The sequence below is a fragment of the Bosea sp. ANAM02 genome, assembly GCF_011764485.1.
Lineage (GTDB): Bacteria > Pseudomonadota > Alphaproteobacteria > Rhizobiales > Beijerinckiaceae > Allobosea.
The window spans coordinates 4,279,739-4,293,045 of the sequence record NZ_AP022848.1 but is presented as its reverse complement, the minus strand read 5'-3'; the positions used below and the strand labels follow the sequence as shown (position 1 = coordinate 4,293,045).

Sequence of the window (13,307 nt, the reverse complement as noted above, 5' to 3'; positions counted from 1 at the left end):
GGGGTCACATCCGGTAGACGGGGCGATGCCCGGGCAGGTCGATCTCGCGCGCGGCGAGCGAGAGGCACAGGCCGATCACGTCGCGGGTCTGGGCGGGCTCGATGATGCCGTCGTCCCAGAGCCGGGCCGTCGCGTAATAGGGCGTGCTCTGCTCCTCGAACTGGCGGCGCGTCTCGCGGTCGAGCTTTTCGATATCGGCCTCATTCGCGTTGCCGCGCGTCAGGCTCGAACGGCGCAGCTCGGTCACCACCGTCGCGGCGACATCGGGCGACATCGTCGCGATCCGCGCATTCGGCCAGGCGAAGAGGAAGCGCGGCTGGAAGCCGCGGCCGCACATGCCGTAATTGCCGGCGCCATAGGAACCGCCGATGATCACGGTATAGCGCGGCACGCGCGCGTTCGAGACGGCATAGACCAGCTTGGCCGAGTGCTTGGCGATGCCGCCCCGCTCTGCCTCGGTGCCGACCATGAAGCCGGTGATGTTCTGCAGGAACAGCAGCGGGATGCGGCGCTGGTCGCAGAGCTCGATGAAATGCGCGCCCTTGAGCGCACTGTCGGAGAACAGCACGCCGTTATTGGCGATGATCCCGACCGGCTGGCCGTGGATATGGGCGAAGCCGGTGACCAGCGTCGCCCCGAAATCCGGCTTGAAGGCGTCGAAGACGCTGCCGTCGACCATGCGGGCGATGACCTCGCGCACGTCGAAGGGCTGCTTCAGGTCGGTGCCGACGATGGCCTCGATCTCGGCGGGGTCGTAAAGCGGTGCCGCGACGGTGCGAGCCGGAACACGCGGCGGCGCCGGCCAGTTGAGCGCGCCGACGATGTCGCGAACCTTGGCGATCGCCTCGAACTCGTCCTCGGCGAGATGGTCGCTGACGCCCGAGACCTGCGTGTGCATCTCGGCACCACCCAAGGTTTCGCCATCGACGATCTCGTTGATCGCGGCCTTCACGATCGGCGGCCCGCCGAGATGGATGCGGCCGGTGCCGCGCACCATCACGACCTCGTCGGACAGGGCAGGGATATAGGCGCCGCCCGCCGTGCAGCCGCCGAACACCGCCGATATCTGCGGCAGGCCGGCCGCCGACATCCGGCATTGCTGCAGGAAGGCGCCGCCAAAATGGTCGCGATCGGGAAAGACGCGGTCCTGCTCGGGAAGGAAGGCACCGCCGCAATCGACGAGATAGACGCAAGGCAAGCGGTTCTCGAAGGCGATCTCCTGCGCCCGCAGATGCTTCTTGACCGTCTCGTGGAAGAAGGAGCCACCCTTCACCGTCGCGTCATTGGCGATGATCATGCAGGGCATGCCCGTGACCACACCGATGCCGGTGACGATGCCGGCACCCGGCACTGCGTTGCCATAGAGGTCCCAGGCTGCGAGCGGCGAGAGTTCGAGGAAGGGCGAGAGCGGATCGACCAGCAGGTCGATGCGCTCTCGCACCGGGATCTTGCCTCGCTCGCGATGGCGTGCCCTGAGCTTCTCGCCGCCACCGGCGAGGACATGCGCATGGCGTTCGCGCAAGGTCTGGATCAGTGCCCCATAGGCGGCCCGCTTCTGTTGCTGCTCGGCTCCCGCGCCGATCCTGCTTTCGATGACCGGCATGCGTGGTCAGTCTCCTGAGGCCTGCCGGCGGCTCGTCCGCCAGTCAATGACAATAAACTACCTACCGGTAGGCAGTTCGACAAGGGGCGGTGACGGTCTAATCCGCTCAGAGATGGATTGGGACACAGGTCAGTGGCGCCGGGCATTGTTCGACGGCGGGCGGCATTCTTCATGCTGACACCCAGGTGTTGATGTCTTGATATCAATCGATCCAAGGGGCGCCGGATTTCCCATCAGAAGGAGATGATGATGAAGATCGTGACCAGCCTGAGTTTTCGTGGCGAATGCCGGGCAGCATTCGAATTCTACGCCAAAGTCCTTGGCGGCAAGATCACGGCAGCTATGCCCTATGGCGACGCGCCGCCCGGCATGCCGATCACCGACGAGAAGTACAAGACCTGGCTGATGCATTGCTGGCTGGAAGTTGGCGACCAGGCTCTCATGGGCGCCGACATGGACACGGCCTGGGCCCCGAATGTCGACAAGCCCAAGAACGGCTTCGACGTCACCCTGCACACCGGCGACAAGGCCGAGGGACAGCGCTGGTTCGATCAGCTTTCCCTTGGCGGGCGGGCAATCATGCCGTTCAGCGAGACCTTCTGGTCGCCGGGTTTCGGCTCGCTGGTCGACAAGTTCGGCGTCCCCTGGATGATCAATACGATTCCTGCGGCGGACTGGAAACCGTCGCAGGGCTGACCACGCCATCAAGCGCCCCGCGGATTCCGCGGGGCCTCTTCCTCACGCCAACAAAAACGACTGCTGCAGCACGTCGCGCGAATCCAGCCCGAGCTGCACCTCGAACTGGCCGCTCTCGACCACCTCTTTCAGCTCGCCATTGACGAACTTGAGCTGCTCCGGGCCGATCTCGAAGCGCACCACTCTGGCTTCGCCGGGCTTCAGCGTCACCTTCTGGAAACCCTTCAGCTCCTTCACCGGCCGCGCGATCGAGGCATAGGGATCGGCGATGTAGAGCTGCACCACGTTGGCGCCTTCGAAGCTGCCGGTATTGGTCAGCACCGCCTCGGCGGTGAGCTTCTCGCCGCGCTTGATGCGGCTGGTCGAGAGCTTGAGGTCCGTCAGGGTGAACGGGCTGAAGCTCAGGCCGAAGCCGAACGGATAGAGCGCGCCCTGTTCCTCCTCGAAATATTGCGAGGTGTAGTTGCCGGGCTTGCCCGGCGTGTAGGGCCGCCCGATCCGCAGCGCGTTGTAGTAGGTCGGGATCTGGCCGGCCGAGCGCGGGAAGCTGATCGGCAGCTTGGCGGAAGGGTTGTGGTCGCCGAACAGGATGTCGGCGATGGCGTTGCCGCCCTCCGTGCCGGCATACCAGGTCTCCAGCAGCGCGTCGGCATTGTCCTTCTCCCAGCCGATTGCGAGCGGACGCCCGTTCATCAGCAGGACGACGAGCGGCTTGCCGGTCGCCTTCAGCGCCTGCAGCAGCTTGCGCTGCGAGCCCGGCATCTCGATCGTGACGCGGCTCGACGATTCATGCGACATGCCGCGCACCTCGCCGACGACCGCGATCACCACGTCGGACTGGTTGGCGACGGCGACGGCCTCCTCGATCATCGCGTCGAGGGGGCGGGGATCCTGGATGACCTCGGGCTTGTCCCAGTTGAGATAGTTCAGGTAGTCGACGATCTTCTGGTCGTCGAGCACGTTGGCGCCGCGTGCGACGAGCAGCTTGGCCTTGCCCTCGATCGCTTTCTCGATGCCGGCCTTTACGGTGACGGCCTGCTCGGCGACGCCCTGCGCCGACCAGCTCCCGAGGATGTCGAGGCCGGAATCGGCGAGCGGGCCCACGAGCGCGATCGTGCCCTGCTTCTTCAGCGGCAGGGTCTGGTTGCGGTTCTCCAGCAGCACGATGGTGTCGCGGGCGATCTCGCGGGCAGGTTCGCGATGCAGGCGGTCGTTGGAGCGTACGTCGACGGGATCGTCCTCCGGCCTGCCCATGCGCAGGAACGGGTTGGCGAACAGGCCCATGTCGTATTTGGCCCCAAGCACCTCGCGCACGCAGGCGTCGAGCTCGGCCATCCTGATCTCGCCCGAGGCGATCAGGCCGGGCACCTCGGCGAGATAGACCTGATCGGCCATGCTCAGATCGAGGCCGGCCTTGATCGCGAGCTTGGCCGCCTCGCGGTTGTCGCGGGCGACGCCGTGGCGCGTCAGTTCCGTGATCGCGCCATGGTCGCTGACGGTGACGCCCTTGAAGCCCCATTGCTTGCGCAGCAGATCCTGCAGCAGCCAGGTGTTGGAGGAGGCGGGCACCCCGTTGACGGAGTTGAGCGCGACCATGACACCGCCTGAACCGGCCTCGATCGCCGCCTTGTAGGGCGGCAGATAGACCTGGTGCATGCGCAGCGGGCTCATGTCGACGGTGTTGTAGTCGCGCCCGCCTTCGACCGCGCCATAGAGCGCGAAGTGCTTGACCGCGGCCATGATGGTGTCGGGCTGGTCGGGCGAGGAGCCCTGGAAGCCGCGCACGCTGGCCCGGGCGCATTCGCTGACGAGATAGGGGTCCTCGCCGAAGCCCTCGGAGGTGCGGCCCCAGCGCGGATCGCGGCTGATGTCGACCATCGGCGCGAAGGTCATGTCGACGCCGTCATTGCACGCTTCGACCGCGGAGACGCGCGCCATGCGCTCGATCACCGCCATGTCGAAGCTCGACGCGAGTCCGAGCGGGATCGGGAAGGTGGTGCGGTGGCCGTGGACCACGTCATAGGCGAAGAACAGCGGGATCTTCAGGCGCGAGCGTTTGACAGCGGCCTCCTGGAGCGGCCGATTGTCGCGCCGGACCACCGTATTGAAGGACCCGGCGATGCGCCCGGCCGCGACCTCGTCCATCAGCTTGGCATGCGGCATCTCGGGGCCGATGCTGATCAGGCGCAATTGCCCGACCTTCTCGTCCACCGTCATCTGCGCGATCAGCTTGTCGACGAAGGCCTTCTTCGTCGCGGCCGGATCGGCGGCGCGCGCCTGTTTCGGCCTGGCCGCGGCGGGAGATGCCGCCATTCCGGCGACGAGGGCCGCCGAGGCCATGGCACTGAGAGCCTGCCGGCGGGAGAGGCCGGCAGCGGCCTCCTCGGTGGACACCGTCTCCAGGCCTTCGGCCGGCGCAGCGTTCTTGTGGTCCATGCTGATGTCGTTCACCTGGATTGAGTGCGGCTGGATGAGATCGGCCAAGGGTCTTGCGGGAGCGGTTCGGCACGAACGGCGCTCATTCCTTGACCCTTGTGTCGATGATGGGCATGTGTGCTCGGGCGCGCCGCGGCCATTCCAGGACGGGCGCGCTCCGTCCCGCCGAGGCTCACCTTTAAGGAGGTCGTGTGAACTTGTCGACCCGTTCCGCCGACGGGGCCCAGCCCATGGCCCGATCGTCCTCTTCAGCCCGGCATCTGCTGATGCGGGTGCTGGCCAGGTGCGGACATGTCCGGGGTGGATCCGGTCTGGCGCGGCTTGGCCTGGTGCTCGGCCTGTTCGCCGTCGCGACCGTCGCCGGACCGTCGGCTTTCGCGCAGCAGCGTCCGAAATTCGGGCTCGACGACGTGGTCGCCAAGGCGAAGGCGCTGGCGGATGCGCCTTATGTCGCGCCGGTCAGCAACCTGCCCGACGTCTTCAGCAAGATGCAGTTCGCCGACTACCAGAAGATGCAGCCCAAGCGCGACCGCTTCGCCTGGATGGAATACAAGACGCCGTTCAAGCTGGCCTTCTACCATCAGGGCATGCATTTCAACACGCCGGTGAAGATCAGCGAGATCGTCGACGGCGCCGCCCACGAGATTCCCTACGATTCCGGACGCTTCGACTTCGCCGACCTGCATTTCGATCGCGAGGCGACGAGCAAGCTCGGCTGGGCCGGCTTCCGCGTGGTCTATCCGATCAACCAGCCCGGCAAGCTCGACGAGATCATGAGCGTGCTCGGCGCGAGCTATTTCCGCGTCATCGGCAAGAACCAGATCTACGGCCTGTCCGGGCGCGGGCTCGCGATCGATACCGGCCTGCCGATCGCCGAGGAATTCCCCGCCTTCCGCGAGTTCTGGCTGCGCCGCCCGAAGCCGAAGGACAGGCATCTGACCTTCTATGCGCTGATGGATTCGGTGCGCGCCTCCGGGGCCTATGAGTTCACGCTGACGCCGGGCTCCGATGCCGTGCTCAGCGTCAAGGCGCGGGTCTTCCTGCGCCAGGGCGCCTCGCCGACGACGCTCGGCATCGCGCCTTTGACCAGCATGTTCCTATACGGCCCGCAGCAGCCTTCGCCGACCCCGAATTTCCGTCCCGCGATCCATGATTCCAACGGGCTCGCCGTGCGCGGCGGCAATGGCGAATGGATCTGGCGCCCGCTGGTCAACCCGTCGATGGTCGCGATCAGCGACATCCCGGCGGAGAATCCGAAGGGTTTCGGCCTGCTCCAGCGCGGGCGCGACTTCTCGCGCTACGAGGACCTGAAGGACCGCTACGACCTGCGCCCGAGCGCCTGGGTCGAGCCGACCAACGACTGGGGCAAGGGCAGTGTCCGCCTCGTCGAGATTCCGACCGCGGACGAGACCAACGACAATATCGTCACGCTCTGGGTGCCGGAGAGCCGGCCCCCGTTCGGCGAGCCGATGCGCTTCGACTACCGCATGCACTGGACCATGGACGAGCCGGCCCTGATGAAGGGCGACATCTCCCATGTCTGGCAGACGATGCGTTCGGCCGGCGAGTTCTACCAGTCCAACCTGATCCGCGCCGGGGACGGCACGCTGGCTTTCCTGATCGACTTCAAGGGGCCCTCGCTGCGCAAGCTGCCGAAGGACGCGCGTCCCACCGCCGTGGTCGGCGCCAATGACAATATCGAGATCGTCGGCACCGAGTTGCAGCCCAATCCGGCCATCCGGGGCTGGCGCCTGAGCTATCGCATCAAGGTCAAGAATCCGGCGGTCTCCTCCGATCTCGACGCCGTGCTGAAACTCGGCGACCGGACCCTGACCGAGACCTGGAAATTCAGGCTGCCGGCGTCGCAGGCGGCGACGAACAAGGAAACCTATCTCAATCGCTTCAAGGCGATGGAATAGGGCATCGCAGAGCCGGCGGAGGCGGGATCAGACGATCCCGCGCCGCATCGCCTCGACGGCGGCTTCCGCGCGCGACGAGACGTTGAGCTTGCGGTAGATGCTCTTCACATAGCCGGCCACGGTGTGTGGCGTGAGGCCGAGCACCCGGGCCGCCTCCGGGATGCGCAGGCCCTTTCCGATCAGTGCCAGGACCTCCTGCTCGCGCGGCGTCAGCGCCACCGGATCGGCGGGGGGCTCCGGCGGCCGGCGGGCGAAATGGGCCATGATGCGCTGCGCCACCGATGGCGAGAGCGGCGGCTCGCCCATGTCGATGCGGTGCAGGTAGCGCACCATCGTTTCCTCGTGCTGGTCCTTCAGCAGATAGCCCTGCGCGCCTGCGGCGATGGCCTCGTAAAGATGCTGGTCGTCGTCGTAGATCGTCGTCACGATCGGGCTTAAGGTCGGATGGCTGGCGACGATCTCGCGGATCAGGTCGATGCCCGAGCCGTCCGGCAGCCCGATATCCACGAGCGCGATATCGTCCGGCTTGCCCGAACCATGCTGCCCGCGCATCTCGCCAAGACAGATGCGCGCAGCCGACAGGGAGGACGCTTCCCGCACCGCGATCTCCGGAAAGGCGGTCTTCAGCATGGCGGCGAGCCAGCGCCGCGTATCGGGCCTGTCCTCGACGACGAGGCCGATTCGCTGGGAGGGACGCGGTGAGGGGAGGATATCCATCATCCGGAATGCGCCAGTGCGGCGGGGGCTGTGTCGTAGGCTACGATAGGCAGCGTTCGTTCGGCCTGCGACCCCGCGATCACGGGGACCGGGCCGGGCTGGCGCTGGTTTCCGGCGCGTGATGCTCCGGCGTCCGCAGCGGCAGCGCGACACGGATGCAGGTGCCGCGCGGGGCCGGCGCGATCTCGAACGTGCCGCCGAGTTCCGCGATCCGGCGCCTCGTGCTGCGAAGCCCATGGCCGCTTCGGGTCTCGTCGTCGACCGAGGCCGGCAGGCCCACCCCGTCGTCCTGGACTTGCATCGTGAGCAGGTTCTCGTTCAGGGCGAGCGAAACCGCGACGGAGCCGGCGTTCGCATGGCGAATGACATTCGTGACCAGCTCGCGATGCAGCGAGATCAGGCTGCGATAGACCGGGTAGTCCAGCAGGATGTCCGTGCCTGCCTGGTCCTCGGCGCGCCAGGCGAGTTCGATACCGGCCATGTCGAGCCTGTCGCCGGTCTCGTGTCGCAGTGCCGCGAGGACCTGCGAGAGCGGCAGGCGTTCTGCCGAGAGCCCGCCGACGATCGATCGGATATCGGCAAGCGCGTCGCGCAGCACGCGCTGGACGTCGCCGGTCTCGCTCTTGTGCAAGCCGGATAGCAGGCGCGCGCCGACATCGTCATGCAGGTCGCGGGCGATGCGCTGGCGCTCCTCCGTCCGTCCGCGCTCGAACTCGCTGCGGCTGGTCTCGGAATAGCGCATCATCCGGACCAACTGTTCGGCGAGCTTGGCGTCGCGGGAGCCGAACAGGCGCTGCCCGCTCCAGCCGTAGCGGAGTATCAGGGCCGGCGCGTCCGCGATGGCGGGGACGGCGAGATCGAGCCCGTCGCGCCGGATCGCCACACCGGAGCCGGCATCTTCCACCGCGGCGAGGTCGACCGGCTCGAACAAGCGCGTCAGCAGCGCGCGCCAGAGCCGCGACCGTTCCGCCGGCGAGGGGGTGAAGGAGATGTCGATCACCGCCTCGAACAGTTCGTGCCGCTCGACATTGCGCCGTTCGACCAGCCGCTCCCAGAGCAGCGTCCGCAGCGGCAGATAGGCGAAGCCGACGGCGAGGAGCGACAGGGCCAGCGATGTCGTCGGCTGCAGTTGCAGCAGGACGATCAGCAGGGCGTCGGCCGCAAGCATCAGCAACAGCCCGCCGGCATAGAACAGGATGCGGAAGGCCCACTCGTCGAGATCGAACAGGCGGTAGCGCGACACGCCGAGGGCGAGACCGGTATAGATCAGCAGAAAGAAGCCGAAGGCATGTCCTTGCTGCAGCACCGGCGCCGTATCGAACAGGGCCGGACTGCTGATCAGCAGGATGAAGGGCAGCGCACCGACGATCACCGACAGGCCGAGCCAGCGCAGCACGGCCCGCCCGCGTGCATCGTTCCGCACCGCGATGCGCTGGGCGATCACCAGGACGATGATGGCGAGCATCTCCAGCATCGTCGGCAGTTGCGCGCCCATCTGCGGGTTGGGCAGTGCATGGCCGAGATTCGCCAAGCTCCAGATGGCGATGAGCCCGCAGACGAGCTTGGGCACCCATCGGGGTGCGAGCTTCCGCGGATAGATCAGGAACAGGCAGATCATCACGGCGCCGAACCCGACGGCACCGACATGGTTGAGGCCACTCAGCAGGCGAAACAGGCCGCCGTCGATCGCCAGTTCCCGCGAGGAATAGATCGCCGCCGCGAAGGCCGAGAGCATGATCATCGCACCCGACAGGGCGAAGAGCTGCGTCGGCGGATCGCGCGGGCGCAGGGCGAGCACCCAGGCGCCGATCAGCAGGGCGCCGGAACCCGTGACGAGCTGAACCCAGAAGGCCGAGGGCAGGCTCGTGATCGGTCGCGATCCCGTCCGGACCTGCACGGCCGCGCCGTCATTGCCGTCGCCGCCCAGGCGCAGGTCGACCTCTCCGGAGGCGAGGATCGATGCGAGCTCGCTCTGCCGGGCGAAGAAGCTACGCACGGCCTCGTAGCTGGCGATGACGTCGGGCTCCTCGATGACATCTGTTGCGTCGAGCCGGATCGCGGCCTTCGCGGCGCCGGCGGGAGCGATCGAGGCCAGCAGGCCGGGCTTCGCCTTGTCACGGCTGGGGCCATCGGGGGCTACGGCGATGATCCGGACCGTATCGTTGGAGGTGTCGCCCGCCAGCGTCAATCCGAGCCAGGGCTGGCGCAGGGCGAGCGCCAGGACGGCGAGTACCGCGGTGAAGCAGATGATGACCGCAGCCTGCAGGATGCGGCTCGGAAGCCAGAAAGCCATCGTTCGACGTTTGCCGTCAGTTCGGGCGCCCTGCGGATTGCCCTCGTGACGCCCCTTCGTTGCGAGCCGCAGGACAGCATTGCAGCGTTCTCGGGTGCTGTCGACCGCTTGTGCCGCAACGTCATGGCGAAAGCAGCCCGATCTGGCGCCTCTCCATGGAAGCGGCACTGCGCGGCGTCAGGCGGCTTCCTCGCCGGCGACGAGCCGGTCGTCGAGCTGGAGGATGCGATCCATCCGCCCCGCCACGCTCTCGCGATGGGTGATGGCGATCACGGCCGCCTCTGCATGCCACTGCAGCAGAGCGTCGAGAACCTGCTTTTCCGTCGCAAGATCGAGGGCCGAAGTGCTTTCGTCGAGGATCAGCACGTCCGGTCTGGCGAGCATCGCCCGCGCCAGCCCGAGCCGCTGCTTCTGGCCGGCCGAGAGCTCGACGCCTCCCTGACCCAGCAGCGTGTCGTAGCCGGCCGGCAGATGGCCGATGTCGCCGTCGAGCCCCGCTGCGGTCGCTGCCGCGACGATCGCAGCGCGGTCGGCCTGCGGTGCCGGCAAGGCGATGTTCTCGGCGACGCTGCCGGTGAAGACGTCGATCTCATGCGGCACCACCACGACGCGGCGGCGCCAGGTCCCGAGCGGGATATCGACCGCCGTGCGGCCGCCGAGCCGGATCTCGCCCGCACCGCTCCGGGCGCGGATCAGCAGGTTCGCCAGCGTGCTCTTGCCGATGCCGCTGCGGCCGACCAGCCCCAGCCTTTCGCCCGGCGCCAGCGTGAACGAGAGTCGCTCGATCACCGGCCTGTCCGCGGCGCCATAGGAAAAGCTCAGGTCGGATACGGCAAGCGGCCCGGCGGGAGCCGCGCCGGCTGATTCCGGCCAGGTGTCGATCTCCTCGTGCGGCGGCCGGGCCAGCGCACGCAGCCGGGCTGCCGCCACGCTCGCCGCCTGCAGGTCGTCAACCACCTTGAGCAGGGTGAGCGCCGGCGCGGTCAAGGCGCCGCCGAGCGACAGCAGCAGGACGAAGGTGCCGATGCTGGCCTCGCCCGCCGCGACCCGCCAGCCCGCCAGCAGCGTCACCGTCGCGATGATCGCGCCGCCCGCGATCCGGCCGGCGCCGTCGAGCAGGGCCGAGAGCCGAATGACCGCGAGATGCGCGGCATTGTCGCCGTCGAGCCGTTCGGAGAAGCGCGCCTCGGCGAAGCCATGGGCATTGTTGCGCCGGATCGTCTCGACATAGGCGACGGCCTCGATCAGATGCGCCCAATAGCGGCTGCGCGCCTCGAACCAGCTCGCTTCGCGCTGGCGCAGGGCCGCTGCGGCCGCGACATGCAGAGCCGCGAGCGTGGCGACCAGCGCCCCCACCGACAGGCCGATCCGCCAATCGGTCGCCAGCATCGCCCCGAGCAGCACGGCGACCATGCCGAAGCCGAGCGCGAACTCGATCAGGCGCTCGCCGGCTCCCTGCGCCAGCCGGTCGGCCTCCTCGAAGCTCTGGCCGAGCACGCCCTGCTCCCCGGCGAGGGGACTGTCAGCCGGCAGCCGCAGCATCGTGCCGAAGGCCGGGAGCAGTAGCTCGCGGCGCAGCGCCAGCGCCGCCCGCGCCGCGAGCAGGCGGCGGGCACAGGCGAGGCCGCCATCGACGATGCCCATGGCGAGGAGCAGGCCGGCGATGCCGGCGATCAACCCGGTTTCGCGCCCGGCGAAGCCATCGTCGATCAAGCGCGCCAGCAGCCAGGGCGGAACGAAGGCGATCAGGCTGAGGGCCGCCGCGACGATGAGCGCCGGCAGCGTCCGCCGCCGCTGCCGCCAGAGCATGCGCGCGAGCAGACCGAGTACGCCCGCTCGCTCCGAGGCGGGTGCCTCGCCCAGCAGGGCGGCGAGCAGGGCCGGGGGCGGCCGGTGCGTCACGGCGCCTCGAGCAGGTCCGCCATCGCCTCGGCCATCGGTGCGCCCGTCGCGAGCTCGACCCAGTACCACTGGCCGTTGGGATTGAGCTCCAGGAAGACATGCTCGCCTTCGGGCGTGACGATCAGGTCGAAGGCGCCGAAGCGCAGGCCGCATTGCCTGAGATAGGCCCTCAGCGCCTGGTCGACATCCGGCCGCAACGGCTCGATCCGGTGCGGCAGCTTGATCGTGTCGACCGCGCGCCAGTCCTGCTCGGCCCCTGCGACGCCCTGGCTGTCGATCCGACAGTTGAACAGGCGCTCGCCGATGATGGTGACGCGCAATTCGTGGTCCTTCTCGATCGCCTCCTGCAGATAGGTCGGGCAGAGCGCGATCGAGGCCTTCAGCACGGCGAATTCGCCGGGCGGGACGCGGCGCGTATAGGCGACGTGATGGGCACCCTCGATATAGTGGCTGCCCATCAGCATCGGCTTGCAGATCACCCCGCCCGGGCAGGTCGCGAAGAAGGCTTCCGCCGCTTCCGGGTCGTTGGTGATGATCGAGCGCGGCACGCGCAGGCCGAGGCTCTGCGCCAGCCGCAATTGCGGGAACTTGCGCTGGTGGCGCCGGTTCTCGTCGGGATTGTTGATCCACGGCACGCGCCCGTCCATCGGCAGGAAGCCCATGAACTCGCGCATCTCGTCCCTGACATAGTCGACGATGCCCTCGTCCTCGATGCCGGGCGGCGGCAGCGACGGCTCCGGCTTGCGCATCCAGACCGCGCGCAGGCCCTGCGGGAAGACGCAGGAGCGGCCCCAGCGGTCGGCGATGCGGATCGTGCCATCGATGCCGTCCGCCATCGCCACGCGGTATTCCTCGTGGAAATGATCGGTGTTGAGGCGGAAGCACGGCACGCCCCGTTTCTCCAGGATCGCCAGTACCGCATCGACATGCGGGTCGAGCTTCGTGGAGATCATCAGGACTGTCGGAGGGGTCTGGGCTGCTGGCATCGGCAGTTGCGGCGGCGAGGGATGGGGGCGGGGCCGGAAGGCCGGTCCCGCGCGTTGTTCGGCGCTGGTGCGGCTCAGTTGCCGAGGACGTCCGAGGACAGGTCCGAATCGGAGGTGCGGCCCGAGGTCGAGGTCACGTTCCGCGAGGTCGACGACTTGTGGAACAGCACCGTGCCGCGCCAGGTCTGCGTCTCCGCGTCGTAATAGCCGAGCTCGCCGTCTTCGTACTGCTCGAGGGCGTAGGGCTTGGAATTGGCAAGGACGAAAGGCAGCGGCGTGCTGGCAGGTTGAGCTTGAATCTGCATGGGCGACCCTTTGCGATAAGCGCCCGCGATCGGGCGCCCGGTCACTATGGGAGGCCCTGACGCTACGGTAATCCCCCCATTCGCGGGGCCTGCAGCCGCGGTTCAGGCGATGAGCGCGAGGGAATCGCCGTCGACCGGCGCGCCGAAGTCGACGAGCGCGGCAAGGGCTTTCGCGGCCTCCTCCCGGCTGGCGAAGCTCGCGGTGAAGTCGCGCCAGCCCTGCCGCGGCGCGAAGGTCAATCGGTGGCCGAGGCGCCGGCTCAGGCGGACGGGCATGAGGTCGTCATAGGCGAGCACATGCCGCCGCAGCACGCGGATCGTGACGGCCTGCGGTCCGATGACGAGGCTGGGGAAAAGACTGTTATGGCTGAGCGCGATGAGCGGAAACCGTCGCAGACCGCTGAACGTCGCCAGCGGCGTCATCACGATCGCATCGTTGTTCCCGGATCG

10 protein-coding genes are annotated in these 13,307 nt (G+C 67.8%); 2 read left to right on the top strand and 8 right to left on the bottom strand.

Translation table 11 applies throughout. The annotated features are described in order from the left end of the window. Nucleotides 1–4: 4 nt before the first annotated feature. Nucleotides 5–1,603, bottom strand: a complete 1,599-nt coding sequence (locus OCUBac02_RS20510) for an acyl-CoA carboxylase subunit beta (protein WP_173048237.1) — start codon at nucleotides 1,601–1,603, stop codon at nucleotides 5–7. 249 nt (nucleotides 1,604–1,852) lie between these two features. Between OCUBac02_RS20510 and OCUBac02_RS20505 the strand changes: the two genes are divergently transcribed. Beyond that, nucleotides 1,853–2,299, top strand: coding sequence for a VOC family protein (locus OCUBac02_RS20505; RefSeq protein WP_047577736.1), 447 nt, complete (start codon nucleotides 1,853–1,855; stop codon nucleotides 2,297–2,299). 42 nt (nucleotides 2,300–2,341) lie between these two features. On the opposite strand, the gene bglX is transcribed toward OCUBac02_RS20505, so the two are convergent. Next, on the bottom strand, nucleotides 2,342–4,735 hold the full coding sequence (bglX, locus tag OCUBac02_RS20500) for a beta-glucosidase BglX (protein ID WP_197933283.1): 2,394 nt from the start codon (nucleotides 4,733–4,735) through the stop codon (nucleotides 2,342–2,344). 197 nt (nucleotides 4,736–4,932) lie between these two features. Here bglX and OCUBac02_RS20495 point away from each other — a divergent pair, with 197 nt between their 5' ends. Next, the gene (locus OCUBac02_RS20495; RefSeq protein ID WP_197933282.1) at nucleotides 4,933–6,654 is read left to right on the top strand and encodes a glucan biosynthesis protein G; all 1,722 of its coding nucleotides are present in this window, start codon (nucleotides 4,933–4,935) and stop codon (nucleotides 6,652–6,654) included. A gap of 27 nt (nucleotides 6,655–6,681) precedes the next feature. On the opposite strand, the gene OCUBac02_RS20490 is transcribed toward OCUBac02_RS20495, so the two are convergent. From OCUBac02_RS20490 to OCUBac02_RS20465, 6 genes are all read right to left on the bottom strand, one after another. Beyond that, nucleotides 6,682–7,374 (bottom strand): response regulator, encoded by a 693-nt coding sequence (locus tag OCUBac02_RS20490; protein ID WP_244639004.1) that lies wholly within the window; start codon nucleotides 7,372–7,374, stop codon nucleotides 6,682–6,684. A gap of 76 nt (nucleotides 7,375–7,450) precedes the next feature. Beyond that, a complete protein-coding gene (locus OCUBac02_RS20485; protein ID WP_173048235.1) occupies nucleotides 7,451–9,664 on the bottom strand; it encodes a sensor histidine kinase in 2,214 nt (737 codons plus the stop codon). A gap of 177 nt (nucleotides 9,665–9,841) precedes the next feature. Then, the gene (locus OCUBac02_RS20480) at nucleotides 9,842–11,566 is read right to left on the bottom strand and encodes an ABC transporter ATP-binding protein (protein WP_173048233.1); all 1,725 of its coding nucleotides are present in this window, start codon (nucleotides 11,564–11,566) and stop codon (nucleotides 9,842–9,844) included. After that, nucleotides 11,563–12,519, bottom strand: coding sequence for an MvdC/MvdD family ATP grasp protein (locus tag OCUBac02_RS20475; RefSeq protein ID WP_173048231.1), 957 nt, complete (start codon nucleotides 12,517–12,519; stop codon nucleotides 11,563–11,565). The genes OCUBac02_RS20480 and OCUBac02_RS20475 overlap by 4 nt, the downstream gene beginning before the upstream one ends. A gap of 107 nt (nucleotides 12,520–12,626) precedes the next feature. Further along, entirely contained in the window at nucleotides 12,627–12,857 is a 231-nt protein-coding gene (locus tag OCUBac02_RS20470; RefSeq protein WP_173048230.1) for a hypothetical protein, read from the bottom strand. A gap of 102 nt (nucleotides 12,858–12,959) precedes the next feature. Further along, nucleotides 12,960–13,280 carry a hypothetical protein gene (locus OCUBac02_RS20465; protein ID WP_173048228.1) on the bottom strand — a complete coding sequence of 107 codons (321 nt, stop codon included), beginning with the start codon at nucleotides 13,278–13,280 and terminating at the stop codon, nucleotides 12,960–12,962. Between the last annotated feature and the right edge of the window lie 27 nt (nucleotides 13,281–13,307).

Bases quoted from the DNA above. Each gene is read 5' to 3' on its own strand.
- OCUBac02_RS20465 (WP_173048228.1), bottom strand. From the start codon at position 13,280: ATGACGCCGCTGGCGACGTTCAGCGGTCTGCGACGGTTTCCGCTCATC.
- OCUBac02_RS20505 (WP_047577736.1), top strand. From the start codon at position 1,853: ATGAAGATCGTGACCAGCCTGAGTTTTCGTGGCGAATGCCGGGCAGCA.
- OCUBac02_RS20510 (WP_173048237.1), bottom strand. From the start codon at position 1,603: ATGCCGGTCATCGAAAGCAGGATCGGCGCGGGAGCCGAGCAGCAACAG.
- bglX (WP_197933283.1), bottom strand. From the start codon at position 4,735: ATGGACCACAAGAACGCTGCGCCGGCCGAAGGCCTGGAGACGGTGTCC.
- OCUBac02_RS20475 (WP_173048231.1), bottom strand. From the start codon at position 12,519: ATGATCTCCACGAAGCTCGACCCGCATGTCGATGCGGTACTGGCGATC.
- OCUBac02_RS20490 (WP_244639004.1), bottom strand. From the start codon at position 7,374: ATGATGGATATCCTCCCCTCACCGCGTCCCTCCCAGCGAATCGGCCTC.
- OCUBac02_RS20485 (WP_173048235.1), bottom strand. From the start codon at position 9,664: ATGGCTTTCTGGCTTCCGAGCCGCATCCTGCAGGCTGCGGTCATCATC.
- OCUBac02_RS20470 (WP_173048230.1), bottom strand. From the start codon at position 12,857: ATGCAGATTCAAGCTCAACCTGCCAGCACGCCGCTGCCTTTCGTCCTT.